Annotated in this window: 23 protein-coding genes and 2 tRNA genes; 11 read left to right on the top strand and 14 right to left on the bottom strand. The window is 35.8% G+C overall.

Going from position 1 to position 26,969, the window contains the following annotated elements; genetic code table 11:
• The first annotated feature begins 94 nt into the window (after positions 1-94).
• Positions 95-3,082 (top strand): protein translocase subunit SecDF, encoded by a 2,988-nt coding sequence (gene secDF, locus SJY30_RS09565; RefSeq protein ID WP_396631995.1) that lies wholly within the window; start codon positions 95-97, stop codon positions 3,080-3,082.
• Between the two features lie 72 nt (positions 3,083-3,154).
• Here the strand turns inward: secDF and SJY30_RS09560 are convergent, their stop codons facing one another.
• From SJY30_RS09560 to SJY30_RS09530, 7 genes are all read right to left on the bottom strand, one after another.
• Positions 3,155-4,381: an ATP-binding cassette domain-containing protein gene (locus SJY30_RS09560; RefSeq protein ID WP_396631994.1), complete on the bottom strand. Its 1,227-nt coding sequence runs from the start codon at positions 4,379-4,381 to the stop codon at positions 3,155-3,157.
• A complete protein-coding gene (locus SJY30_RS09555) occupies positions 4,382-4,903 on the bottom strand; it encodes a GNAT family N-acetyltransferase (RefSeq protein WP_396631993.1) in 522 nt (173 codons plus the stop codon).
• A gap of 30 nt (positions 4,904-4,933) precedes the next feature.
• Positions 4,934-5,425, bottom strand: coding sequence for a DUF192 domain-containing protein (locus tag SJY30_RS09550; RefSeq protein WP_396631992.1), 492 nt, complete (start codon positions 5,423-5,425; stop codon positions 4,934-4,936).
• 2 nt (positions 5,426-5,427) lie between these two features.
• On the bottom strand, positions 5,428-6,390 hold the full coding sequence (lgt, locus tag SJY30_RS09545) for a prolipoprotein diacylglyceryl transferase (protein ID WP_396631991.1): 963 nt from the start codon (positions 6,388-6,390) through the stop codon (positions 5,428-5,430).
• 281 nt (positions 6,391-6,671) lie between these two features.
• Positions 6,672-6,905 (bottom strand): membrane protein insertion efficiency factor YidD, encoded by a 234-nt coding sequence (gene yidD, locus SJY30_RS09540; protein ID WP_396631990.1) that lies wholly within the window; start codon positions 6,903-6,905, stop codon positions 6,672-6,674.
• A gap of 104 nt (positions 6,906-7,009) precedes the next feature.
• Entirely contained in the window at positions 7,010-7,384 is a 375-nt protein-coding gene (locus tag SJY30_RS09535; RefSeq protein WP_396635321.1) for a DUF779 domain-containing protein, read from the bottom strand.
• 13 nt (positions 7,385-7,397) lie between these two features.
• The gene (locus SJY30_RS09530) at positions 7,398-8,921 is read right to left on the bottom strand and encodes an aldehyde dehydrogenase family protein (RefSeq protein ID WP_396631989.1); all 1,524 of its coding nucleotides are present in this window, start codon (positions 8,919-8,921) and stop codon (positions 7,398-7,400) included.
• A gap of 195 nt (positions 8,922-9,116) precedes the next feature.
• Between SJY30_RS09530 and SJY30_RS09525 the strand changes: the two genes are divergently transcribed.
• Complete coding sequence (locus SJY30_RS09525) at positions 9,117-10,040, top strand: AraC family transcriptional regulator N-terminal domain-containing protein (RefSeq protein ID WP_396631988.1); 924 nt, start codon at positions 9,117-9,119, stop codon at positions 10,038-10,040.
• Here the strand turns inward: SJY30_RS09525 and cysS are convergent.
• Both cysS and folE read right to left on the bottom strand, forming a co-directional pair.
• Entirely contained in the window at positions 10,037-11,515 is a 1,479-nt protein-coding gene (cysS, locus tag SJY30_RS09520) for a cysteine--tRNA ligase (protein ID WP_396631987.1), read from the bottom strand. The two genes, SJY30_RS09525 and cysS, sit on opposite strands and share 4 nt — an antisense overlap.
• 14 nt (positions 11,516-11,529) lie before the next feature.
• Positions 11,530-12,210: a GTP cyclohydrolase I FolE gene (folE, locus tag SJY30_RS09515; RefSeq protein WP_396631986.1), complete on the bottom strand. Its 681-nt coding sequence runs from the start codon at positions 12,208-12,210 to the stop codon at positions 11,530-11,532.
• A gap of 134 nt (positions 12,211-12,344) precedes the next feature.
• On the opposite strand from folE, the gene SJY30_RS09510 reads away from it, so the two are divergent.
• Complete coding sequence (locus tag SJY30_RS09510; protein WP_396631985.1) at positions 12,345-14,147, top strand: T9SS type B sorting domain-containing protein; 1,803 nt, start codon at positions 12,345-12,347, stop codon at positions 14,145-14,147.
• 125 nt (positions 14,148-14,272) lie between these two features.
• Positions 14,273-15,709, top strand: a complete 1,437-nt coding sequence (locus SJY30_RS09505; protein WP_396631984.1) for a T9SS type B sorting domain-containing protein — start codon at positions 14,273-14,275, stop codon at positions 15,707-15,709.
• A gap of 60 nt (positions 15,710-15,769) precedes the next feature.
• On the opposite strand, the gene SJY30_RS09500 is transcribed toward SJY30_RS09505, so the two are convergent.
• Together SJY30_RS09500 and SJY30_RS09495 are read right to left on the bottom strand one after the other, a co-directional pair.
• Positions 15,770-17,275, bottom strand: a complete 1,506-nt coding sequence (locus SJY30_RS09500) for an OmpP1/FadL family transporter (RefSeq protein ID WP_396631983.1) — start codon at positions 17,273-17,275, stop codon at positions 15,770-15,772.
• Between the two features lie 32 nt (positions 17,276-17,307).
• On the bottom strand, positions 17,308-18,618 hold the full coding sequence (locus SJY30_RS09495; RefSeq protein ID WP_396631982.1) for a hypothetical protein: 1,311 nt from the start codon (positions 18,616-18,618) through the stop codon (positions 17,308-17,310).
• Between the two features lie 96 nt (positions 18,619-18,714).
• Here SJY30_RS09495 and proS point away from each other — a divergent pair, with 96 nt between their 5' ends.
• The 4 genes from proS to rpsT all read left to right on the top strand — a co-directional run bounded on the left by proS (position 18,715) and on the right by rpsT (position 20,752).
• Positions 18,715-20,190: a proline--tRNA ligase gene (proS, locus tag SJY30_RS09490; RefSeq protein WP_396631981.1), complete on the top strand. Its 1,476-nt coding sequence runs from the start codon at positions 18,715-18,717 to the stop codon at positions 20,188-20,190.
• 78 nt (positions 20,191-20,268) lie between these two features.
• Positions 20,269-20,340 (top strand) — tRNA-Glu (locus SJY30_RS09485).
• A gap of 41 nt (positions 20,341-20,381) precedes the next feature.
• Positions 20,382-20,453, top strand: a tRNA-Glu gene (locus tag SJY30_RS09480).
• A gap of 47 nt (positions 20,454-20,500) precedes the next feature.
• Positions 20,501-20,752, top strand: a complete 252-nt coding sequence (gene rpsT, locus SJY30_RS09475) for a 30S ribosomal protein S20 (protein WP_036152561.1) — start codon at positions 20,501-20,503, stop codon at positions 20,750-20,752.
• Positions 20,753-21,540: 788 nt separating this feature from the next.
• Here the strand turns inward: rpsT and SJY30_RS09470 are convergent.
• The gene (locus SJY30_RS09470) at positions 21,541-22,248 is read right to left on the bottom strand and encodes a hypothetical protein (RefSeq protein WP_396631980.1); all 708 of its coding nucleotides are present in this window, start codon (positions 22,246-22,248) and stop codon (positions 21,541-21,543) included.
• 193 nt (positions 22,249-22,441) lie between these two features.
• Positions 22,442-24,082, bottom strand: a complete 1,641-nt coding sequence (gene rho, locus SJY30_RS09465) for a transcription termination factor Rho (RefSeq protein WP_396631979.1) — start codon at positions 24,080-24,082, stop codon at positions 22,442-22,444.
• Positions 24,083-24,279: 197 nt separating this feature from the next.
• Here rho and SJY30_RS09460 point away from each other — a divergent pair, with 197 nt between their 5' ends.
• From SJY30_RS09460 to SJY30_RS09450, 3 genes are all read left to right on the top strand, one after another.
• Positions 24,280-24,690, top strand: a complete 411-nt coding sequence (locus SJY30_RS09460) for a DUF4293 domain-containing protein (protein WP_396631978.1) — start codon at positions 24,280-24,282, stop codon at positions 24,688-24,690.
• A 261-nt stretch (positions 24,691-24,951) separates the two neighbouring features.
• Positions 24,952-25,449, top strand: a complete 498-nt coding sequence (locus tag SJY30_RS09455; protein ID WP_396631977.1) for a hypothetical protein — start codon at positions 24,952-24,954, stop codon at positions 25,447-25,449.
• Positions 25,450-25,561: 112 nt separating this feature from the next.
• The gene (locus SJY30_RS09450; RefSeq protein ID WP_396631976.1) at positions 25,562-26,422 is read left to right on the top strand and encodes a hypothetical protein; all 861 of its coding nucleotides are present in this window, start codon (positions 25,562-25,564) and stop codon (positions 26,420-26,422) included.
• A 43-nt stretch (positions 26,423-26,465) separates the two neighbouring features.
• Here SJY30_RS09450 and SJY30_RS09445 read toward each other — a convergent pair whose 3' ends face one another.
• On the bottom strand, positions 26,466-26,960 hold the full coding sequence (locus SJY30_RS09445) for a metallophosphoesterase family protein (protein ID WP_396631975.1): 495 nt from the start codon (positions 26,958-26,960) through the stop codon (positions 26,466-26,468).
• Positions 26,961-26,969 lie beyond the last annotated feature (9 nt).

The following is a 26,969-nucleotide window of genomic DNA, read 5'->3' as shown; positions in this document are numbered from 1 at the left end:
ACTAAAGAGCGTAATAACTTCTACGTAAAAGTTGTTTGCCCTTTTTTTAACATACATATAATCTTAATCAACATAAATTAAATAAACTATTAAAATGCAAAACAAAGGACTTATAAAGCTGTTTGCTTTATTATTTGGGTTAGTTAGTATTTACCAGCTATCCTATACTTTCGTAACCAGTAAAGTAGAAAAAGAAGCGACTACCTTCGCTGCAAGCCGAGTTTCTGAGGCAGCAGATGGCTATGTGGCCAAAAGAGAAGAAGTAGCTGCTAGTTATCTTGATTCTATTGGTAATAACCCTGTATTTGGGTATACCAATTATAATGAAGCTAAAAAGAAAGAACTTAATAAAGGTCTTGACCTTAAAGGTGGTATCAACGTTACATTACAGATTTCTATTAAGGATATCCTTAAAGGATTAGCTAATAATACAAAGAGCCCAGTATTTAATAAAGCATTAGCAGATGCGGATGCTGCTTCTAGTAATAGTGATGATACGTATATCGATTTGTTTTTTGAAGCTTTCGATAACATTAAAGGTGATACTAAATTAGCTTCGCCTGATATTTTCGCTAACAAAGGTCTTAGTGATGAAATCAACTTTCAAATGTCTGATGATGAGGTTAAGCCGATCATCCGTAGAAAAATAGATGAGTCTATCGTTTCTGCTTTTGAGGTATTAAGAGAACGTATCGATGGTTTTGGTGTAACACAGCCAAACATTCAAAGAGAAGGTAATTCTGGTCGTATTTTGGTTGAATTGCCAGGTGCTAGAGATATCGCTCGTGCACAAGATCTTTTATCAAGTACTGCTCAATTAGAGTTTTGGGAAACGTACAAGCAAAGTAATACAAGCTTTAGTACGTTTTTAATTCAGGCGAATGAGAAATTAAAAACGATTGTTGAGGTTAAGCAACCAGAACAAGTTAAAGAAGAGTCTGAATTAGATTCTTTATTATCTGATGTTTCTGCTGATTCTTTAGATTTAGCTACACAGGTAAATCCTTTATACGAATTATTGATTCCTGCTAACCCAGGATCAAATGCAATGTTCCGTGCTGCTATTAAAGATACGGCAACTATTGGTTCTTATTTAAGAATGCCGGAAATAAGAAGATTATTACCTGCTGATATTCAGTTTACAAAATTTGTATGGGAAAGACCATCTACAGAAGAAACTGAAGTTATCGATTTATACGCGTTGAAATCTAATCGCGAAGGTACGCCAAGAATTAGTGGTGATGTAGTAAGTGATGCTAGAGCCGATTTTGATCAGTTCAGTAAGCCTGCTGTTTCTATGACCATGAATACGAAAGGTGCTAAAGAATGGGAAAAATTGACTGGAGATGCTTACACCAACCAAACTGGTATAGCAATTGTTTTAGATAATAAAGTATATACTGCTCCTGGTGTTTCTTCTGGTCCTATCTCTGGTGGTCGTTCAGAAATTACGGGTGACTTTACAGTAAACGAAACTAAAGATATCTCTAACGTACTTAGAGCTGGTAAACTTCCGGCTTCTGCAGAAATCATTCAATCGGAAATTGTTGGTCCTTCATTAGGTCAAGAAGCTATTGATAGTGGTTTCATGTCTTTCTTAATCGCGTTTGTAATCGTTCTTTTATGGATGATCGGTTATTACGGTAAAGCAGGTGTATTTGCTGATATCGCTTTAATGTTGAACATCTTATTGATATTTGGTGTATTAACGAGCTTAAATGCCGTGTTAACATTGCCTGGTATTGCCGGTATTGTTTTAACGTTAGGTATGTCTGTCGATGCTAACGTACTTATTTTTGAGCGTATTAAAGAAGAATTGGCAAAAGGTAAGGGTAAGAGCCAAGCTGTAGCTGATGGTTTTGGTAATGCATTGTCTTCTATTTTAGATGCGAACATTACAACCGGTTTAACTGCGGTTATCTTATTTATTTTTGGATCTGGTCCTATTAAAGGTTTCGCAACTACCTTACTTATTGGTATTATAACATCTTTATTCACTGCAATATTTATCACTCGTTTGTTAATCGACTGGTATATTAGTGGAAAAGGTAGAAGCTTGGATTTTTCTACTGGTATCACTAAAAACCTTTTCAAAGGAATCAATGTTGATTTCTTAGCGAAGAGAAAGATTGCTTATGTTATATCTGGGATTTTGATTCTAGCAGGACTAGCATCGTTGTTCTTTGGTCCAGGTTTACAGCAGGGTGTAGATTTCGTCGGTGGTCGTTCTTACACGGTTCGTTTTGAGCAACCTGTTAATCCTTCTGAAATATCTTCGGAATTAAATACAGTATTCGGTAGCGGAACTAATGTGAAGACTTATGGTGAATCTAACCAAATAAGGATTACAACGCCTTATAAGGTAGATGTTGAAGGTATCGAAGTAGATAATGAAATTCAAGATAAATTATACACCTCACTTCAAAAGTATTTACCAGATGGTATAACTAAAGATGCTTTTGTACTTGGCGGTATTGATGATGAGACTTTTGGTATTATGAAATCTTCAAAGGTAGGTCCTACTATTGCCGATGATATTAAAAACAATGCTTTCTTGGCAATTCTAGGGTCATTGGCAGTAGTGTTCTTATATATCTTATTAAGATTTAGAAGATGGCAATTCTCATTGGGTGCTGTAACTGCAGTATTCCATGATGTATTGATCGTACTTGGTGTATTCTCAATATTCGGTAAACTAATGCCATTTAACATGGAAATCGATCAAGCGTTTATTGCGGCGATACTAACCGTAATTGGTTACTCACTGAATGATACCGTGGTAGTATTTGACCGTATTCGTGAAACTTTGGCTGAACGTGGCTGGAAAGGTGGTTCTAACATTAACTACGCTATCAATAGTACGTTAAGTAGAACATTGAATACGTCATTAACAACATTAGTGGTATTATTGGCAATCTTCATTTTCGGTGGTGAATCATTAAGAGGATTCATGTTTGCAATGATAGTTGGTGTACTTGTAGGTACATATTCATCTGTATTTATTGCAACGACTGTTATGTTCGATGCATTGAGCAAGAAAATTACTTCTGGTGACGCTAAACCTAGTGCTGAAGTAGAATAATTTTATAACTAACTCAGGTAAAAAGGCTGCTCAGAAATGAGCGGCCTTTTTTTGTTTTGAAAAGGTTGAATATTATTTAATTATTCCTGATGAACCATTTTTACTGGGTATAAGGTCTAAAGTCCGTTTCGGTTTTAGACCTTTTTCTTTTCTATGCGAAACGAAAATAATGGCGGTATCGGTTTCTTTGGCAAATTTGTTGACCAAGGCAACCAATAAACTGGCGGACTCATCATCCATATCTGCCGTGGGTTCGTCCAATATTAAAATTGGAGGTCTTTTAACCATGGCTCGCGCAGTCATTACCAAACGTTGTTGCCCAATAGATAATGTATTGAAATATTGCTTTTTTTGATCTTGTAATTCTAAAAGGGTCAACCATTGATCAATTATTCTTTTTTGTAGCTCTGTAGGTATGGTGTAAAGCCCTACGGAATCCGTTAAACCAGAAATGAGCATATGTTCTATAGAATGCCTGCCATTAAATTTAAGTGTCATTGCGGGTGCGTAATACCCTATTTTCTTTTTAATGTCCCAAACACTTTCTCCACTACCTTTTTTATTTCCGAAAAGATAAATTTCTTGACCGTATGCTTTTGGGTTATCACCAAATATCATGGAAAGCATGGTGGATTTCCCGCTACCGTTCGCACCTGAAAGTTGCCAGAAATCACCCTTCTTTACTGTCCAGTTGATATTGTTCAATATTCGCTTCTCACCATAAGAGATGCTTACATTTTTAAAATCAATCAAAATATTATCTAGGTTGGTAATGGGTGTGATTGATGCAGGTATATTTATAGCATTGAATGTGTGACTATTTATATTCTCATCCAATGCCGATTTCTCTAATACTGTAAATTCATTTTTTTTAAGGCTTCCAAAATGTTTGATAAAAGAAAGGGTGTCTTCTTTTCTGCTCGCCAATTGAATAAATGCAATGTATGTTGAATGTTGTTTTAGTATTGATTTTAATTCTTCTTGAAAAGCAATGTCTAAATTATCAAAAGGATTATCAAGAATTATATAATCTGGTTTTTCGTTTAATAGATACTTTAGTAGTGCTTTTTTTTGCTCCCCACTAGACATGGTTTCCAGGGCTTGATTTTCAGAGCTGATAATCTTTTCATCATGTTTATCTTCTTCGTCAATAAGTATATCTAATGTGAAAGCAGAAAATAACCGGCCGTTTTTAGGTTTGAATTCTTGAAGCGCTACAGGTATGTTACCATTTTGAAAGTCTTTAATGAAGCCTTTCTTGTTAGAATTGTTATCTAAATATATTACCCAATGACTCATTTATGCGTTTATTCTAAAAATATGAACTTCGTTATTGTGATAGGAAGTAGTAAAATCTAAAAACATCCCATTTTTTATAGCTGTTTTTTGCGAAGGAATATTATCAACTTGTATGATTGAAATTAAACTTTTGGTCCATCCTTTTTGAAAAGCTATTTCTTTACACTTTTTGGCGGCTTCAAAGGCAAAGCCTTGCCGCCAATATTTTGGGAGAATGGAATAACCTATTTCAAACTCTTTTTTACCATCTACTTCTTGTATAAGTATTCCACAAAGGCCTACTAGCGTATCGGTGCCTTTTAAGAATAAAGCGTTCATACCACCTAAGTTGTCATTATAGCGCTCAAATATTCTGTCAAATTGTTGTTGGCATGCCACAATAGGATCGGTTGGTAAACCTGACCAATATTGGGTACTTAAAGGTTCTTCATGAAAAGGGAGCCAATTTTGAAAATCTGATGGTTGTACTTCTTTAAAAAGTAAGCGTTCAGATTCTTCATTGAATAATACATATTCTGGCATTATTTCGTAATAAAATATTAGAAGCGGTAATTACTTTCTGCTAAAGCTAATACTGTCACCAATAGATAGCCCTAATTCTTGCGCTAGACCACCGTTAATTTCAAGAACATATTTGATAGGAACCTGTGATGATAAACCGGTCTCATTAAGTGGCTGTGCATTTTCTTGAAAACTAGCAATTTTTAAATCATCTTTTATATAAATAATATCTAGAGGAAACTCTGTATTCTTCATGTAAAAAGAATGCATTCTCTGGTCAGGGAAAATAAATAGCATACCCTGGTCATCTTCCATTCCCTTGCGGTACATAAGTCCCGTTTGGGTTTCGTAATCCGTTTCTGCAAACTCAATATTGAATTTGGTTTTTACGGTATCACTTGCATTTAAAAAAATGGTTATATCTCCTTCATGATTGAAATCTATACTTTGCGTGGCAATAGTCTTCTTAGGTTCTTCTTTACAAGAAAAAGCTAATAGTGCAACAACTATTAAAATAACCGAACTTTTATATATTATTTTCAATACTATGCGGTTTTAGTTTTTTTAAACATGAAGTATAATCCAATTAGAATAAAAGGAATACTCAACCATTGCCCGGTAGAAAGTAAACCTAAAGATTCTTCAAACCCACCTTGACTTTTCTTCACAAATTCTGCAAAGAAACGAACCGTCCAAAGTAATACAAAGAACAAGCCGAACAGGTAACCTGGTTTATTCTTCTTGTCGGTTTTCCAGTATAGGAAATATAAAAGAATGAATATGAACAAGTAACCTATGCCTTCATACAATTGTGCCGGATGACGATATGGTATCTCAGCTAAATACTGTGAAAACTGTGGGTTGTTTTCTATTGCTGCATAAGCCGCATTCAATGTTTTTTCTTGTGTAATGCCTAATGCTTTTGATGGATGTAAGTCGTCTGAATCTCGAATGAATTTGGTAGCGAATATGAAGTTTTCATCTACCACTTTCCCATTGATTTCAGAATTGAAAAAGTTACCTAGACGTACGCAGAAACAACCAATTGCCACTGGTATGGCCATTCTGTCAAATATCCAAAGCATTTTAAATTCCGGGTATTTTCTAGTGTACAGATACGTACCGATTATGATACCAATAGTAGCTCCGTGACTGGCTAAACCGGCAAAGCCTGTAAACTCATAGCCATCTATTAAGCCAAATAATAAACTGCCTGTATCACTTTCGCGAACAGGAATCAAAATCTCTATAAGATGATTGGAATAGTATGCCCAGTCATAAAAGAATACATGCCCTAATCTTGCACCTAGCATTGTGCTTAGAACAGTGTAGATAAATAGCGAATCTAATTGTTCTACAGATTTTTTCTCATTTAGGAATATCTTTTTCATGATAAACCAACCTAATGCAAAGGCTGTGATCCAAAGAAGATTGTAATACTTTATTTGTATGAATCCGATGTTGAAAAGTGTCTCGTTCGGATTCCAAGTAATTCCTAAGAAATGCATGTGTTGAATTTTGAAAGGCTAAGATAATAAAATAGAAATCTACCTAGGCTTTAGATTGTGGAAATCGGTTTTGTTCTAGGTTAAAAGAGCGTTAAGTTTATATTGAGAAGAATAAATATAATAGAAAAGAGAGTAGAGAAAATAGATTTTAGATTAAAGAAAAACTTGGTTATTTGACTATGTCAGAGTTTTGACCAACTGAACTTTTAACTTTAGTTAGCTTTTTTTTTGACTTGAACTTGAACTTGGACTTTGTGTTTGAATTTGCGTTTGAAGCTTAATCAAGGAACTGGGTCATATCCTTTTCCGCCCCAAGGGTTGCAGCTAAAAATTCGTTTGGTTGCCATCCATCCGCCTTTGAATAAACCGTGTTTTTTTAATGCTTCAAGTGTATACTGAGAGCAAGTAGGGGAGTATCTACATGTTGCTGGTGTATACGGAGAGATAGCTACTTGGTAAAACCGTACAAGAAATACCAAGGGGGAAATAAGAATTTTTTTTAATGAGATTTTCACGATGACAAATTGATAATACAAATTTACTACAAATCAACTAACTGTGTAAAATAAGAAGTCCGGATGAGTTGCATCCGGACTTCTGAAAATGAAATGGTTTCGGTTTAGGCGCCTATTCTAATGGGTTCTAGATGTTCTGCTTCTTCTGCAGAGTATAATCTAGATTTGATTAAAAATCGAAGTCCTAACGGAATTTCCAACGAAAAACTAGAACCAATGCCAGGGACAACATCAACCGTTAGTTGCGTGTGTTTCCAATATTCAAACTGATCTTTAGACATATGAAAATCGCAACCTTCTATGGTGCCCAACCAAACATCGTTATCATCGAGCATTAAATCTCCTTTTTCAAAACACATGGGAGATGAACCGTCACAACAGCCACCACTTTGGTGAAACATAAGTTTGCCATGCCTTTCTTTTAGCTGAGCAATTATTTCAGCTGCTTTTTCGGTTACTAATACTCTTTTTGTTTTCATCATAAATTGTTTTTTAAAAGAAGCCCATTTTCTTCTTATCGTAAGAGATAAGCATGTTCTTGGTCTGACGGTAATGTGCCAACATCATTTTATGGTTCTCTCTACCAATACCTGACTTTTTATACCCACCAAATGGAGCATGTGCAGGGTATAGGTGATAACAGTTCACCCAAACTCTACCGGCTTTTATGGCTCTTGAAATTTGATAGGCTTGGTGGGTGTCACGTGTCCAAACGCCTGCACCTAGACCATATAGAGTATCATTTGCAATTTCTATAGCTTCTGCTTCATCTTTAAAAGTGGTCACACAAAGTACAGGTCCAAAAATCTCTTCTTGGAAAACACGCATTTTATTATTCCCTTTTAAGATAGTCGGTTCAACATAGTAACCACCTTCTAGACCTTCGTTATACGCTTGAGAACCGCCAGTGAGTACCTCGCAACCTTCTTCTTTACCTATTTCTATATAGCTAAGAATTTTCTCGAACTGATCGTTGGAAGCTTGAGCACCCATCATGGTGTTTGGATCTAAAGGATGCCCCATTTTAATAGCCTTGGTACGTTCTATTACTCGTTCTATAAACTTGTCATAAATACTTTCTTGTACCAACATTCTAGATGGGCATGTGCAAACTTCACCTTGGTTTAAGGCAAACATATTGGCGCCTTCTAAACACTTGTCAAAGAATTCATCATCAGCATCCATAATACTTTCAAAAAATACATTTGGAGATTTACCACCTAACTCTAAGGTAACCGGAGTAATATTTTTAGATGCGTATTGCATAATCAATTGCCCGGTAGTGGTTTCACCGGTAAAGGCAATTTTATCAATTCTTGGACTAGAGGCTAATGGTTTACCTGCTTCTGCACCAAATCCGTTTACAATGTTTAATACACCGTCAGGTAAAATTCCCTCAATGATTTCCATTAAAATTAAAATTGCAACAGGGGTTTGTTCGGCAGGTTTTAAAACTACACAGTTACCGGCAGCCAATGCTGGAGCCAATTTCCAAGTAGCCATTAATAATGGGAAATTCCATGGTATAATTTGACCGACGACACCTAGTGGTTCTGTAACATTTAGTGCCACCGTATTAGAATCCAATTCACTGACAGACCCTTCTTCTGCTCTAATGACTCCGGCAAAATATCTAAAATGGTCAACTGCCAATGGTAAATCTGCAGCCATAGTTTCACGAATGGCTTTACCGTTGTCCCATGTTTCTGCTCTGGCAAGAACTTCTAAGTTTTGTTCTATTTTGTCTGCAATTTTTAGAAGCATATTACTTCTTTCGGTTGCTGATGAAGAGTTCCATGATGGAGCTGCCTCCCAAGCGGCGTCAATTGCCTTTTCAATATCTTCCGCTGTTGATCTTGGTATTTTTGTAAATGACTTTCCATCTACGGGAGAGATGTTGTCAAAATATTCACCCTTACTTGGTGCAACCCATTTGCCGCCAATAAAATTTTCATACTGGTTTTTAAATTTAGGTTTCTGAAGTACATCTTTTTCTACTGCTGCTGTTGTGCTCATAATATATGATTTAAGTTAATAATAGAAGTCTTGTCGTATTGGTAGTGCCAATACGATATTCTAAATGTACTTCTCACATATTCAATTCATCTGAAGGATACTACGAATAATGTGAACTATTCTATCAAAAATTCATTTTATGATTTTTTTAAGTATATAATTTTGTAAATTCCTTAAAATTAAATCAAAATTAATGTGATTCAGTTATCAGATAATTTCTTTAATGGAAGGCGTTTAGAGACTTTGGTCGAGAACCAAACTTCTTATACTATGAACAATGCCGCTATGCATGTTTTTGAAACACATGAGCAGGCAGCAAGTGTATTATTGCAATTTGAGCAACCTGTATTGGCAAGTATGATACAGGGAAAGAAAATTATGCACCTAAGAGATTATGAATCATTTGATTTTTTGCCGGGAGAGTCTTTAGTTTTACCTGCAAATGAAGGAATGTGTATAGATTTTCCCGAAGCTATGGCAAAGAACCCAACTAGATGTTTGGCAATGGCTATTTCAGAAGATAAAATACACAAGGTATTACAGTTTATGAATGAGAATATGCCCAAGAGTAATAAAGAGGCATGGGGTTTAATGGACTATAATTTTCATTTTGTGAATGATAGGGGAATATTTCAAATTATTCAGCGCCTCTTGTTTTTGTTTTCTGAAGATCATCCATCCAAAGACATATTTGTAGATAACATGTTACGTGAACTTATCATTAGAATCTTGCAGACCAATGAGCGTAAAATATACAGTAACGCAACTTTGTCCATTAAAAAAGAAAGTAGACTTACTGAAGTTATACGCTACATTAGAGATAATGTACACAAGTCTTTAAGTGTAGATGACCTAAGTAGGTTAGCATGTATGAGTCCTTCACATTTTTACAGGACCTTTAAGTTAGAATTGGGTATTTCTCCGGTAGAGTTTATAAATAACGAGCGTATAAAACTAGCTGTGGGTTTATTGCAGGATCCAAAGCGTAGTATTAAAGATGTCTATCTAGATTGCGGATTTGAGAGCAGGTCTTACTTTAACAGGGTTTTTAAAACTAGGCAACACCTAGCACCTGGTGAATACCAGTCTAAAATTCACAAATCTAAATATTTAGATTAAAGGCTATACGTAGTACCTTCTTTACCGTCTTTCAATTGAATACCTAGTGCCGCCAATTGATCACGTATTTGGTCAGATGTAGCAAAATCTTTGTTTTCTCTAGCTGATTTACGTAATTCGATCAATAGTTCTACAACACCACCTAATTTTTCTGTATCGGCATCAGAACTACTTTTGTTTTCTAAACCTAAAACATCAAAAACGAAACCATGTAAAGTGCTTTCTAATTCTAGTTTGTCTTCTGGGGTAATAGATTCAGTGCCTTCCTTGATAAGGTTAATATGCTTAACGGCATCAAATAATTTCGCAATTAGTATTGGTGAATTAAAATCATCGTTCATGGCAGCATAACAAGATGCTTTCCAAGTCGTAATATCAAAATCGGTAGTCTTGCCGGTATTTAATGATTTAAGGGAATTGATAGCTTCCATCAACTTATTGAACCCTTTTTCAGATGCCAATAAGGCATCATTACTCATATCTAAAATGCTGGTATAGTGTGCCTGCATCATAAAGAAACGAACCATTGAAGGCGAGAAAGGCTTACTTAAAATTTCATTTTCACCTGAAAATATTTCTCCAGGTAAAATACTATTACCCGTAGATTTTGCCATTTTTCTACCGTTCAAGGTCAGCATATTGGCATGTAACCAATAATTTACGGGGCTTTGACCATTGCAAGCTTCTGCTTGTGCAATTTCACATTCGTGGTGTGGAAATTTTAAGTCCATTCCACCTCCATGAATATCAAATGTTTCGCCCAAGTATTTTGTACTCATGGCAGTACATTCTAAATGCCATCCTGGGAAACCGTCGCCCCATGGCGATGGCCAACGCATAATATGCTGTGGTTCTGCTTTTTTCCATAAGGCAAAATCTTGCGGATTATGCTTGTCGTCTTGAGCTGCAAGATCACGAGTGTTGGCAATCATGTCTTCAAGCTTACGACCACTTAGTTTACCGTATTCGTGTTCTTGGTTAAACTTGGCAACATCAAAATATACAGAGCCATTGGTTTCATAAGCAAATCCTTTTTCAAGAATGTCCTTGATAATTTCAATCTGCTCTATAATATGACCAGTTGCCGTAGGTTCTATACTCGGAGGTAAGAAATTAAATTTCTCTAAAATATTATGGAAATCTACAGTGTAGCGCTGCACCACTTCCATAGGTTCCAACTTTTCTAATCGTGCTTTTTTCGCAATTTTATCTTCGCCATCTTCCGCATCATCTACCAAATGACCTGCATCTGTAATGTTACGTGCATATCTTACTTTGTAGCCAAGATGTCTAAAGTATCTAAAAATCATATCAAAAGACATGAAAGTTCGGCAGTTTCCTAAATGTACATTGCTGTACACGGTCGGTCCACAAACATACATGCCTATATGGCCCTCGTTTATGGGTTTGAAAACTTCTTTCTTTCCGGTTAGGGAATTATATACTTTGATTTCTTGACTTTCGTATAATTGCATGAAGCTATATGCTATTAAAAATGGGTATCTAAATTAAGGTAGTTTAAAAACTCGCGGCGTACTAATTCTTCTTTAAACTTACCACCATATTCTGCAGTTACGGTGCTACTGTCAATATCGCGAATTCCTCTAGAATTTACACAAAGATGTTTTGCATCTATAACACAAGCAACATCTTCAGTGCCTAAAGCTTTTTGTAATTCTCTTACAATTTGAATATTTAAACGCTCTTGAACTTGAGGGCGTTTTGCATAATAATCAACAATACGGTTCATTTTAGAAAGACCTACAACAGTACCGTTAGAAATATAGGCAACATGAGCACGACCTACAATAGGTAACAAATGATGCTCGCAAGTGCTGTAAAGGGTGATATTCTTTTCAACCAACATTTCCCCATACTTGTACTTGTTATCAAAAGTAGAAGCTTTAGGTTTTTTGGCAGGGTTTAAACCACCGAATATTTCATTTACATACATTTTAGCAACTCTGTTCGGAGTTCCTTTTAAGCTGTCATCGGTTAGATCTAAACCTAACGTTAACATGATTTCACGTACATTATCGCGAATGCGTTCAATCTTTTCGGCATCATCCAGATCAAAGGCGTCTGAACGTAATGGAGTATCTTCTGACGAGGAAATATGATCGTTTCCTAATTCATCAAATTGATCTTCCAGTGTATCCTCAATTTTCATTTTATCAATCTTTTAGAAGCTGCAAAGATATACAATATGTGCCACTTTATAACGAATAACAGGCATTACACAACATTAATTAGCCATAACGTTAAGCTCTGGTTATTTTTATTTTTCCAAATCAGAAGTCCCCTATGGCTAAGTACGTTATATCTACTTTGTTAATTTGCTTTTTTGGCATGTTCACTTGTTTCGCACAAGTAGCTGCCGACTGCTCGAATGCGGTTCCTATTTGCTATAATACTCCTGTAAATGGTGGTACCAATGGTTACGGTATTGACGATTTTAACGGCGCTACAATTTCTGGATGCATAAATCAGGGTAGTGGTACTATTGAAACCAATTCTGCCTGGTATAAGTTTAAAATCGGTGAGATAGGTCAACTTGGTTTTAATATCGGATTTGATACTACTGAGGATTGGGATTTTGCCTTATATAGAACAAGTGATTGTTCTTCCTTAGGAGAGCCTGTTCGATGTAATTATTTTGATAATTCTGATGATAGCAGTTATATAGGGGTAGGTGAGGATCCTACAGGTATAGATAACATACAGTATGATGATTGGTTAGATGTAGTACCAGGAGAAGAGTACCTGCTCATGATCAATAACTTCAGTAATAATAACTCTGGTTTTTCTATTCAGTTTTCTGGGAACATTTTTGTGGAGTTTCCAAATACGGCGTTAGATTGTAATATTATAGACAATTTATTAGGTCCGCCAGTTATCGCTTGCGATAATGAAACCATAGTTTTAGATGCAACAACTGTTGATGCGGAAGACTATGAATGGTATTTAGATGCTGGCGCAGGTTATCAACTTATACCAGGTGAAACTGATGCACAACTTTCTACAGCAGTTTCTGGGATGTACCGTGTTTTGGTAGTTATGCCATTAGAAAATAATTTAATTAGCGAAACCCAAGTTGCTTATGCACCTACTCCTGAAACTTTTGAATTAGAAGATGAGACTGCTTGTTTAGATGGTACGGCTATCGATTTTAATGTAAAAGATGCCGAAGCCTTAGGGGATCAGAGTCCCTTAGATTTTAGGGTTTCTTATCATGAAAGCTTTGAAGATGCAATTGACGGCGCAAACGCACTTTCAAAAGAATTTATACCAACAGAGGTTTTACAGACTATATACGTTAGAACGACATCGATAGAAAATTCTATGTGTTTTGATGCTTCTGAAACTTTTGATATTAACGGAATTGAACTTCCTGTTCTAGATTTTGAAACAGAGGTGTTTATTTGTGGCGATGAACCGATTGTAACTATTGGGCAACGCATACCCGATAATGATTTTACATATGAATGGAGCTCTGGTCAAACATCGTCATTGATTACTGTTGCTGAGCCTGGTGTGTATACATTATCTGTAACAAATATAGAAGGTTTGATACAGTGTATTACCGTACGTTCTGTTAACGTGGTTTTTTCTAGTCCGCCGGTAATTTCAGATATTACTATAGAATATGAAGATGATGCTTCTAATGTGGTCAATGTTTTCTTAGAAGAAAGCGGTGATTTTGAGTTTCAAGTAGATAATGATGCGCCACAGCGTAGTGGGGTGTTCAATAATTTGTTTCCTGGAGAGCATACCATTACGGTTCGAGATGTTAATGGTTGTGGGTCTGATACTAGGGATATTGTGGTAGTTGGTTTTCCAAAGTTCTTTACTCCCAATGGAGATAACGTAAATGATGTTTGGAAAGTTGATGGTCTATCTGCTTTAGATAATCCTGTAATTACTATTTATGATCGTTACGGTAAATTATTGCATCAGATATTTGAAAACTCCAGTGGTTGGAACGGTTCTTTTAATGGTACGTTATTGCCGGAATCTGACTATTGGTTCAAGCTTTCTTACACCAATTCTTTAGGTGAAGATACAGACGCATCATACATTAATAATCATTTTACTTTAAAGCGCTAAGCCTGTTTTTTAGGCTTGATGAGTGCATTTTATCGATTAAACGCAAGAATATCTGTTGTAAGATACTAAAGCAAGTTGTGTGTAGTTATAATATACATCACGTATACTAACTTAGTTACACTTTTATGAGAACACTTTTTTGTTCTATATGCTGTTTGTTTCTTTTTTGTTGGAATGTAACTGCACAGAATTCAGCCGATTGTAGAACAGCTATTCCTGTTTGTGCCGATCAACCTATTATGGGTCTTGCTGGTGGAACAGGAGATGTAGATGATTTTGACCCAGATGTAATACTGCAAACTGGGTGTCTGGAAAAAGGAAGTCTTTCATCGGCAAATATCGAGTTTAATACTTCATGGTTTGTATTTAGAGCGGGTACTGGCGGTCAAGTCGGTTTTGATATTGAGGCTTTACCTTCTACTGGATCTACACCTACCGGAGAATGGGATTTTGCGGTTTACGGACCAGATGTTGATTGTGCGGATATTAGTAATGGTACGGCGCAACCAATACGTTGTAATTATGAAGTTAACGATACAAACTTTACCGGATTAGGAGTTAACCCGGAAAGTGGGGAAGAAGGTCGTGCATCTTTAACAGGTAGTCAGAATACATATGATGAGTATTTAGATGTAGTGCCTGGTGAGATTTATTACATATTGATAAATAATTTTGCAGATAATTTTACTGGAGATCCTGAACCATTTATGTTGACCTTTACGGGTAGCTCAGTAAATGATGATCAAGACACCGCTTTAGATTGTACATTGAGAGATGAGTTCTTAGGCTTGGATATTATTGCTTGTGAAGGTGATGATCCAATTACTATTAGTGCTTTAAATTCACCTGCAGGGGCAGATATTGCCAGTGTAGAATGGACGGTAGATTATGAAGATGACGGTGTGGTTGATGATACGCTTACCGGTACGGGTGATTTTGGTGCTGAGTTGGTAATTGCCAGTCCTAATTCTGGTCGCTATTTTGCATCGATTACTACAATAACCGGTTCGCCGCCAAGAGTTGCTGATGAAAGCGGAGTTTTAATTACCTTTTTTGGTACTCCTGTTTTAGAACGAGTAGAAACTTTGGATACTAATCTTTCCATTGATCCCGATCAAAATAATATTGAGTTTTTTGTTGAGGGCGATGGCGATTATGAATATGCAATTAATAATGGGGTATTTCAAGATAATGCTGTTTTTATGAATGTGCCTCCAGGAGTAAATACGGTTGTAATTAACGATAAAAATGGATGTGGAATTACGGATCCTATTGAATTTTTAGTAGTTGGGTATCCAAAATTTTTCACTCCTAATGGTGATAGTGTTAATGATACATGGAATATTTTAGGTATTGAAACACTAAGTGATCCTGTTGTATTTATTTTTGACAGGTACGGTAAGTTGTTGAAACAATTAGGACCAACGGATACGTGGGACGGTAATTTTAACGGACAGCAAATGCCATCTACAGATTATTGGTTCAGGTTTGAATATGGAGAAATGGAAGATGATCTATTGGTAGCTAAAACTCGAAAGACACATTTTACATTAAAGAGATAAACAAAAAAAAAGGGAGCTTAACGCTCCCTTTTTTTTATGTAAATGTATTTGCTTTTTGTCTTAAAAGTTAATCGTATAACTTAAGGTAGCATTCATAATTCCTCTATCAATCATTGCGGGTGTTGTAATACCGGCATTGAATAATCTTTCGCTTACATCTTGTTGAGAACGACTTAGGGAAAAATCTAATTTGCTGCCGCCAAAGTTATACCCAATACCACCGGAAATGGCATTTAGATCTCCAATTGTATTTCCATTCGCATACGGACTCTGTTCAAAACGGTATCCTGCTCGTAGGCTTACTTGCTGAATTCTGTACTCACCGCCAAGTCTAAAAGTAGAAACGGCTCCTAAATCACTCGCAATTTCTGAGTTCACTGTTTGGAAGCTTGGGTCATTTGTAGGGCGTAATTCAGATTGTGAGAAATCTTGATATCCATAATCGAAACTTAATAAACCATCTTTTGCGAATATTACAGCTAAACTACCTGTAAGCTTACTAGGTGTTTTAACCGTGTATTCTTCGAAAAGGTTTACAATAGTAAAGTTGATGAAATTAATATCTTCATCTGCTAAATCAGAATTTACACGTTGCGAAGTATTATCCTCCAAGCGATACCATGTCGGTGACTGATAGCTACCGCCTAAACGTACGTTATCGTTCAATTTGGCAATTGCGCCTAAGGTGAACGAGAATCCGTTACCTTCCGTTTCTAAATAATTATCGAACGTTGTTCTGGTAATTTCAGAATTTGTTTCATAACCATCTTCTGAAAATTGATCATATTGAGTATATAGAACACTGTGAAAATTTAAAGAGGCACCCATATAAATGTTCTCTTTGTATTGAGAAGCAACGTTAACGGTAAACTTACTATTGTATCCGGCAGTTCTTCTTAGAAAATCTTGGTCAACAAAGTCATAGAGAGAATTACTGATGTAATTTGTGTTGTTGTCATCTTCAGTCTCTGGGTCGAGAATGCCACCATAGTATCCTAAAAATGTTTGCTGGTCTCTAAAACCTTGAGCTGCACCAATATCTAAATATGCTTCTTCTAAAAATTCGCCATCTTGTAATAAAATAGACCCAAAAGGTGTACCACCCGCGTACTCTAAAAAATAAGTATCAATACCTTCAGTAGAATTACCTGAAACATAATATTCATTGTCAAAATTATTGACCAAGTCATAATTAAAAGCCAATGTGAATTTTTTCCAATCAGAATTAGCATCGGTGTTTTTAAATACAAATGCACCACCTATTTGATTTAATTCAATGTCGTTATTCTTTGTTATTAGGGCATCACCAAAGTAACGGGCATCATTATTTGTATGGTAGTTAGATCCTGTGATGGTGAATAGGCTATTGTTGAATACCGCTGAACCAGCTGGGTTAATGTTTAAAGAGGACATATCGCCACCAAGGGCGCCAAATGCTCCGCCCATTGCTTGAAAGCGAGCGGTACCTTGAAGGTTTTCTGTACCGTAGCGTAAAGCTTCATTTATGTTTTGTGCACTACTTATGGCGCATGCCATTAGTGCTACGAACGTTATATATTTTTTCATATTAATTTTTCAATTAGAATAAATGTTCAACTTTAGTTTCTTCTTCCTCCACTTCTTGAGGATCCAGAAGATCTTGATGAAGACCCACTACTCGAACTTCTAGAACTACTTCTTCCTGAGCTGTAGCTGCTACTACGAGAACTGCTTCTTCCTGAACTATAGTTACTGTTTCTAGAGCTTCTTCCAGAACTACGGTAAGATCTGCTGCTCGACCCACTAGAGCTTCTGCCAGAAGAATAACTTCTAGAACTGCTACCTGAATTTCGGTATGTAGATGTTCTTGGTACCGCAACTCTGCTACTAGATCTTGCTGTTCTAGAACTATTGGTTCTAGGGCTACTACTATATCTGCTACTATTACTCCTTGAACTACCGCTATATCTAGGTGTTGCTCTTGTGCTTCTACTTGTTCTATAGGCTCTGTTTTGATCTACCCCAACGGTTCTTCTTGTTGTGGAATTACCCGAGTATGTTCTTGAGCTACGTGTATTGGCAGAACTTCTACCTGTTGTTGATCTACCATTTGTAGTTCGGTACCTTGATGAACTACCTCTAGTATTCACATTTGAACGACCTCTTGCCGCTGTAGAAGAAAGTCTTGTATTGTTAACGGTCTGTCTTGTGTAATTTCCTCTTCTAGAATTGTTAACCGCATATTGTCTATTGTAATATCTATTACCGTAACCGTAGCCATAAGCATATCCGAAGTTGTTACCATAAAAAGGTCTGTTCCAGCCAAACCCCCAGTTGTTCCAACCATATCCCCAGTTGTTCCATCCAAAACCGAAACCGCCATAACCCCAGTTGTTCCATCTATTCCATCTATTCCAACCCCAAGGTTGACCCCATCCGGCTCCATAAAATCCAGGATAACCTACATTGTTCCAACCCCACCCATAAAGGTTGCCGAAACCCCAATTGTTCCAGCCATTATTATGAATGTTAATACTTACATCGGCATTATTATCGCCCCAGCTTCCATAGCCTTCATAATCATTTGCATTGGCATAGTAATCTGTCAATTGATCATCTTGAACTTCAGCATCAAGATTGTTGCTGGAATAAGAATCTACATCGGTAAATATTTCTTCATCTAAAATTTCACCATATTGACTGGCTTTTTCGCCAAAATAGTTGGTGTAAGTGTCAGATTCAGGATTATTCTGCGTGTAATTTCTTTGTTCAGGTCTTCTTTCTACAGTGGTTGGGGTATCATCAGAATAAATACCATCATTGTCATAATAAGATGATTGTTGGTAAGAACCACAAGATGCTACAAAAGCAGCCAGGGTCACCAACATTGTTATGTTGCGAAGTTTGTTGTAGGGTAGTGAATATATCATCGGATCAAAATTATATTGTTGAACATATTAAAAATAACTAGTTTTACCCAATTATTACATAGCAATAATCACAAATTTTGTGCCAAAGTCCAGATAATGAGTAAAAAGTTGACGAAGAGAAGCGAAGATTATTCCAAGTGGTATAACGAATTAGTAGTTAAGGCAGATTTAGCCGAAAACTCTGGTGTAAGGGGTTGTATGGTTATAAAACCATATGGTTACGGTATTTGGGAAAAAATGCAAGCTGGTTTAGATAAGATGTTTAAAGAAACTGGTCATGAAAATGCCTATTTTCCGTTGTTTATACCAAAATCATATTTGAGTAAAGAGGCAAGCCATGTGGAAGGTTTTGCCAAAGAGTGCGCTGTGGTTACACATTACAGATTAAAAAATGCAGAAGATGGAAGCGGCATTATAGTTGATCCAGATGCTAAATTAGAGGAGGAGCTTATTGTAAGACCTACTTCTGAAACCATCATTTGGGATACTTATAAGAAATGGATTCAATCTTATAGGGATTTACCGCTACTTATTAATCAATGGGCAAATGTTGTTCGTTGGGAAATGCGTACAAGATTATTCTTAAGAACGGCAGAGTTTTTATGGCAAGAAGGCCATACGGCACATGCTACCGAAAAGGAAGCAATTGAAGAGGCGGAACAAATGATGAACGTTTATGCCGATTTTGCAGAAAACCATATGGCAGTACCGGTAATAAAAGGTACTAAAACAGAAAGCGAACGTTTTGCAGGCGCTATTGAAACCTACTGTATTGAAGCATTAATGCAAGATGGTAAGGCATTGCAAGCTGGTACTTCTCACTTTTTGGGGCAGAATTTTGCAAAAGCCTTTGATGTAAAATTTGCAACTAAAGAAGGTGGTAAAGAATATGTTTGGGCAACTTCTTGGGGAGTGTCAACCAGATTGATGGGAGCGTTGATCATGACGCATAGTGATGATAACGGGTTGGTTATTCCTCCAAAATTAGCGCCAATACAAGTTGTGATCGTGCCTATATATAAAGGATTGGATCAGTTGGATAAAATTTCTGAAACGGTTAATCCCTTAGTTAAAGAATTAAGAGCAAAAGGTATTTCAGTAAAATTCGATAATAGAGATACCCATAAGCCAGGTTTTAAATTTAATGAGTACGAATTGCGAGGTGTTCCGGTAAGGTTGGCTATTGGTCCTAGAGACCTTGAAAATGGCACATATGAACTGGCAAGAAGAGATACTTTGCAAAAAGAGACTGTTGCGGCGACAGATGTAGTGGCTAAAATTGAATTTTTAATGGAAGATATTCAGAAGAATATGTACCAAAAAGCACTGGATTATAGAACTAATCATATTACTGAGGTAGATTCTTATGATGAATTTAAAAAAGTTTTAAAAGAAAAAGGCGGATTTATTTCTGCACATTGGGACGGTAGTAAAGAGTCCGAAGAACGTGTTAAAAATGAGACAAAGGCAACTATACGTTGCATTCCCATAGATGCAAAGGAGGAAGATGGCACATGTATGGTAACAGGCAAACCGTCTAATAAAAGGGTGTTATTTGCTAAAGCGTATTAATTTTTTTAAAAAATAATAAAGAGGTGTTGCGATAGTGAAAAATATTTGTATTTTTGCATCCGCAATTGCGCAAAGTATGGTCCGTTCGTCTAGGGGTTAGGACGCCAGGTTTTCATCCTGGTAACAGGGGTTCGATTCCCCTACGGACTACTAATTAAACCGTTGGATGTATTTCCAAGTATTGACATAATGGTCCGTTCGTCTAGGGGTTAGGACGCCAGGTTTTCATCCTGGTAACAGGGGTTCGATTCCCCTACGGACTACAAAATTAAATGGATGTAAATCCGAAAATATTATAACAAAGAATAAAATGGCAAATCACAAGTCGGCATTAAAGAGAATTAGAAGAAACGAAGCAGTTCGTTTACGTAACAGATATCAGCATAAAACTACACGTAATGCTATTAAGAGATTACGTGCAGAAGAATCTAAGAAAGATGCAGAGGCTCTTTTTCCAAGTGTTGTTAGTATGATTGATCGTTTAGCTAAACGTAATATTATACATGATAACAAAGCTGCCAACTTAAAAAGTAAATTGGCAAAGCACGTAGCTGCATTGTAAATTTCTGCTATTATAATATTTTAAAGCCTTCCAATTATGGAAGGCTTTTTTTATTGTGAGAATATTTATTCCGTTTGTTTTATCGGTAGTCGTAATCGTCTCATGGATATGAAACCGATAATAAAACAGCTATATAAAACTGATATACAGGCGTAATGATATTTTGTAATGTTATACATACTGTATAAATCATAATTGAATGATAAGATATACATGGAGATAGGATAGTAAGTGTAAAAAAACAATAAGCCTATACTAATCCAAAATAGAAGATTTCTTCTAGGAACGAATTTTTGCTCTTCTGTAAAAATCTTATATAGATAAGTCAAGCATGCAAATATTAATATAATTGCTCCAACTATAATTGCATAGTTTTGGGGTTGGGTATAAAAATCTTGATAAAATAAATTTACTAGACAAGAAATCAAGAAAACAATACTTCCGTATTTAATTATAATCTTATTTATAGGTTTATCGGATAATTGATAAAAAATATAGAAAAAGTATAGGAAAAATACGATGTCAAAAATGTTGAAAATTATAGTATTGTAGTTATAGTATTCTGGTATATAAACCAATTGTATATCATCTATATCTCTTACGATCGCACCTAATATTTCAGACATTAGAACATAGCCTAGAATAATTGGCAAATACTTTAATACCGTGTCATAGTACAGTCTATACTTGATAACGGATAAAACCAGCGCTATAAAATAGAGTAAGATGAAATAATTATCTAAAATATACTGCAGCATAGCTTAATCGTCTATTTTTTTGTTGAGCCTTTATTGATTTTTTGGTGGGGGCACACCTGTGCCTCTATTCAGTGTTAGACTTTCTCTTCCTTGTAATACAGCGGGTGCAACATTAGTGTTGTTTAAATTTGGTGCAAATGATGCATATGTTTTGGTATTTCTTTCTTCAGTATTTCCATATCCATCTATGTCTTCAAAACTATTGTTCATAGGTATTGCTTGCTTGCCTTCAGTACCTTGTGAAATGTAAAAGAGAACATCGCGTTTACCATCATTAAAGGTGGGTGATAACATTAGGCTGTTCTGTCTGGGGTGTTTAATGGGAGTCTCTGAATTAGGAAAAACTTCTTCATCTGGGTAATTGGAGTAGTACAGTCTTAATGTCGAGATTTCTACATTTGCATCTGCGGCCTCTTGTTCTATATAAGCTAAGTACTGCTTAATTGTTTTGTAGTCGTAGTACACAAACCTACCCACATCGAATTCTTTTTCGATGCCTTTTTCCGTATTTATTGAATCTTCGTACTGTTGAATTAAAGGCACTCTTCTTTTTTCGTATGATTCGTACATGCTTTTAGCCTCTGATATGTCTATAATTTCATTTGGAGGTTTTACCGTTTTTTTGTCATCTTGAATAGGGTTCTTTGGTTTTTCATTGGTTTGTTCATTACAACCTAAAGCGGCTAAAATGGTAAATACGCATAAAAATTTACAGATGAGGTTAAATGGTCTTTTCATTTTCTAAAACTTATTTTGATTAATAAAGAAAATTGCTAAAAGACTGGGGAGAGTTCTTTTGTTGAACAATAAAGATATTAAAAATATAATAGAGGCATTGCAAAACACTGTATATCAATACGACAAGAGTGTAAAAGAAAAAATCCCGATTTCTTCTAGAAATCGGGATTTTTTTATAATCGTTGAAATAGTTCTATTGATTCATTGTCATTAAGAACTCTTCGTTATTCTTAGTTTGTTTAAAACGTTGCTCTATAAACTCCATAGCTTCTACCGGGTTCATATCTGCAAGGTACTTACGCATGATCCACATGCGTTGTAAGGTGTTTTCGTCCAATAACATGTCATCTCTACGTGTACTGGAAGAAGTAAGGTCAATTGCAGGGAAAATTCTTCTGTTAGCAATCTTACGATCTAATTGAAGCTCCATGTTACCTGTGCCTTTAAATTCTTCAAAGATAACTTCATCCATTTTAGATCCCGTCTCTGTTAAAGCTGTAGCAATAATAGACAATGATCCGCCACCTTCTATATTACGGGCAGCACCAAAGAATCTTTTTGGTTTGTGTAGGGCATTCGCATCAACACCACCACTTAATACTTTACCAGATGCTGGTTGAACAGTATTGTATGCTCTTGCTAAACGTGTTATAGAATCTAGAAGAATTACCACATCATGACCACATTCAACTAAACGTTTTGCTTTTTCTAAAACGATGTTTGCTACACGTACATGCTCTGTTGGCTCTTTGTCAAAGGTAGAAGCTACAACTTCACCACGTACATTACGCTGCATATCGGTTACCTCTTCAGGGCGTTCATCAATTAGTAATATAATTTGATATACTTCAGGGTGATTTGCCGCTATACCGTTCGCAATATCTTTCAAAAGCATGGTTTTACCAGACTTTGGTTGCGATACGATCATACCTCTTTGTCCTTTGCCAATAGGCGAGAACAAATCGATAATACGAGTAGATATAGTGCTTTGGCGTTCTGCTAAATTAAATTTTTCTTGAGGGAATAACGGAGTTAAATGTTCAAATGATACACGATCACGAACAATCTGAGGGTCTATACCGTTAATTTTATTCACCTTAATAAGAGGAAAATATTTTTCACCTTCTTTTGGTGGTCTTACATTACCCAATACGGTATCTCCGGTTTTTAAACCGAAAAGACGAATTTGCGATTGGGAAACATAAATATCATCTGGTGATGATAGATAGTTATAATCAGAAGAACGTAAAAATCCGTAGCCGTCTTGCATGATGTCCAATACGCCTTCACTAGCAATAATGGAGTCAAACTCATACTCTGGTTCCTTGTACCTATTTTTTAAATCTTTGTCAAAATTACTTTTGTCATGATTAGATCTGGGATTAGGTTTTTTATTGTGATTGTTATTCTGATTAGAATTCTTTTTATTGGGCTGGTTTGCAGCCTTTGGCCTTGGTCTTGGCCTTTTTTGTTCTACAGGTTCTTTAGCAACACTTTCCGTCGTATTCTCTTTCTTTACCGGAGCTACTTTCTCAGTAGTAGTTTTTTCCTGAGCTGGTTTTGCTGTTGCCTTAACCTCTTTATTCGTGTTTTTGGCAACACGTGGTCTAGGTCTAGGCTTAGGTTTCGGTTTTGTTTCGGTAGGTTTGCTAGCCTCTTCTGTTGCAGCAGGAACGATAGCTGCGGCAACTTTCGGATTCGCTGCTTGTACGTCCAAAATCTGATAAACTAGATCTAGTTTTTTTAAGGTCTTGAATTTAGGAACCTTTAGTCCTTTAGCAATTTCCTGAAGCTCAGGTAGCTTTTTTGATTTTAAATCTGAAATCTCAAACATTAAGTAGTAGAATAAATTATAAGTAGTTTGTATTGATAAGAAGTAACTATTTTATTTGGATAATCTTAAGGAGATAATTTCCTTAGTGGTAGGTGTTATGACGTGATAACGTAGCAATATTACAAATTATTTTGAATAAAAGGGGTATATTTTTTGAAAAGACATGTATTTTTGCACCGTAAACTGGTAATTGATTTATGATTCAAAGAATACAAAGCCTTTATTTGATAGTTGTAGCAATACTTACGGGTGTTCTACCGTTCTTCTTTAACCTATGGATAGATATCAATGGTGTTGAGGTATTTGCAAATAATGAAATGCTTATTTCTATTTCCTTTTACGCAAGTACTGTTCTAGCTGTTTGGGCTATAGTACAATTTAAAAATAGAAAATCTCAGTTTGTCATTAACAGGCTGAACATGATATTGAATGTTTTTTTATTAGGATTTTTCGTTTACCGATCACTAAACTTATCCGGAGAGACCTTGGTCTCTGAGAAGGGTATTGGGATGCTGATTCCAGTATTTTCTATCATTTTTTTGGTTCTTGCAAATAGAGCTATAAAGAAGGATGAAGATCTTGTAAAATCTGTTGATCGCTTGCGTTAAGCCTATAATCTTAGTAGTATTAGTGCGTTAAAACCCGGGGTAGTTTCCGGGTTTTTTTATGCCCTGATTTTTCTTGGCAACTATTGTATCTTCTTTAAATATCACAAAACTATTGCAACTTTTCTTCCTAATGTGATAAACTGTTTACTTTTTCTTGAATTCTTCGTGATACCCCATTTCTATGTTTGTCCCAAGAAACAGCAAGGCTAACGATAGTCGTTAGTTACCGGTTTTAAACTAAACATTTTAAAAATTAAAATTATGAAGAACAGAAAATTTACTCTTGTATTGTTAGCTAGTGTTATTACAACTTTTTTTATCAGTTGTTCAGATGATGATGGTGAAGTAGTAACAGTTACTGAAACGGTAGTTGAAACTGAAACAGTAGAAGTAGATTCGTCATTGCCGGTAGGTGATTTAATGGTGACCTTAAGTGGTAATCTAGTTGCTGAAAGTGGTACGCCTACACAAGGGTTGGTTGAAGTAGGTGTTGATACTGACGATGCAAACTTTGTTCGTTTTGCAGATGACTTTACTACTGAGTTGGGTACGGGTACTGTAGGTATCTTTTTATCTACCTCTGAAGTATTTACCGCTGATCCTGCAAACGGAAATCCAGATTTAATGTTAATTGGTAACGTGGCTGACAATGGTGAAATGTTCATTAAGCTAGATACTGCCCCAGATGCTAAATATACGCACATTATACTATGGTGTGCTACTGCTAACATACCATTTGGTAATGTTGCTTTAAACTAATATAATGTATTACCGCCTTTGGGAATAGAGACACATGATTCTGTTTTTCTATGTCTCCCAAAGGCTTTTTTATAGGGGTTACTCTATCCCTGTAACTTAATATCACAGAATTATGAAAAATATAAAAAACATCATGGTCATTTGCTGTTGCTTATTTACTTTTTATGCTCAGGCACAAAGTGGATGGACGAGAGAGGCAAAAGGATTTTATGTTCAGGCATCTGCGGCTCATTTCTCTTCTAATAACTACTATACCACAGAAGGTACATTGGCATATCAAGGAAGTACTTTTAATACTAGTGCGTTATTAATTTATGGTGAATATGGAATATCTGATAGATTTACGGCAATTCTTGATTTACCATTGGTGCGCTTAAATAGTTTTAGCACTACGGAAACTGTAGGCGGAGTAGGCAATATTCAATTGGGTGTAAAATATAAACTTTTAAAAAGCTTCCCATTATCGTTACAAGTGGCTTTAGATATACCTACTAATGATGGTAGTAATTTTGCGCAATCTAAAAATGCTAATGCGTTTGGTCAATTTGATGAAATAAATTTACCTGTTTCTGATGGTGAGTTCAATGTTTGGACCACACTTGCGGCATCTCATGGTTTTGATAACGGCAAAACATATGCATCGGCATTTTCAAGTGTAAATTTTAGAACTGAAGGATTCAGTAACCAATTTCAAGCCGGGGTTGAGTTAGGAAATTTGTTCTTTGATAAGCTGTATCTTATTGGAAAATTGAAAATTCAAGAACGTTTATCTTCTGAAAATAATGTACAAAGTGGTTCGTTCTTATTTGGTGAGGGTACTACTTTCACCAATTACGGTATTACTTCAATGTATAAGGTGACCGACCATTTTAATGTGGTAGCTCAATATTCTGATTACGCCGGCTTTTTAGTTCAGCGTAAAAATGTTTATGATGGCGGCACATTTTCTTTAGGTATTTCGTTTGAGTATTAATTAGCTAGATACAGGGTTTGATTAATTAACAAAATCCTGTATTTTATCTTTTACCCAATTCTATAACCTCTAAGTCCTTAATGTTGTCACCTTCAATTACAAAACGTAACATGGTGCGTACTTGATGAAAACCATGTTTTCCACATGCTCCAGGATTCATATGTAAAACGCCTAATTTTTTGTCCATCATTACTTTTAAAATATGCGAGTGTCCACAAATAAATAATTTTGGCGGATTTTCCTTTATAATATCTCTTGTTCTAATATTGTATTTAGGTGGGTATCCACCAATATGGGTGATTAAAACATCTACTCCTTCGCAGAAAAATCTGTTGTTTTCCGGGAATTCTTTTTGAATGATATGGTCATCAATATTTCCATGTACACCTTTTAATGGCTTTAATTTTGCAATGGCATCAGTAACTTCTAAAGAGCCAATATCGCCAGCGTGCCATACTTCATCTGCCCATTTAACATGCTTTAAAATAGCATCGTCTATATGTGAATGAGTGTCGGAAAGTAAGAGTATTTTGGTCATATTTATTTT

It is taken from the genome of Maribacter sp. R86514 (assembly GCF_044597005.1).
Lineage (GTDB): Bacteria > Bacteroidota > Bacteroidia > Flavobacteriales > Flavobacteriaceae > Maribacter.
The sequence above is the reverse complement of the archived record's forward strand: the minus strand, read 5'-3'. Positions and strand labels throughout refer to the sequence as shown.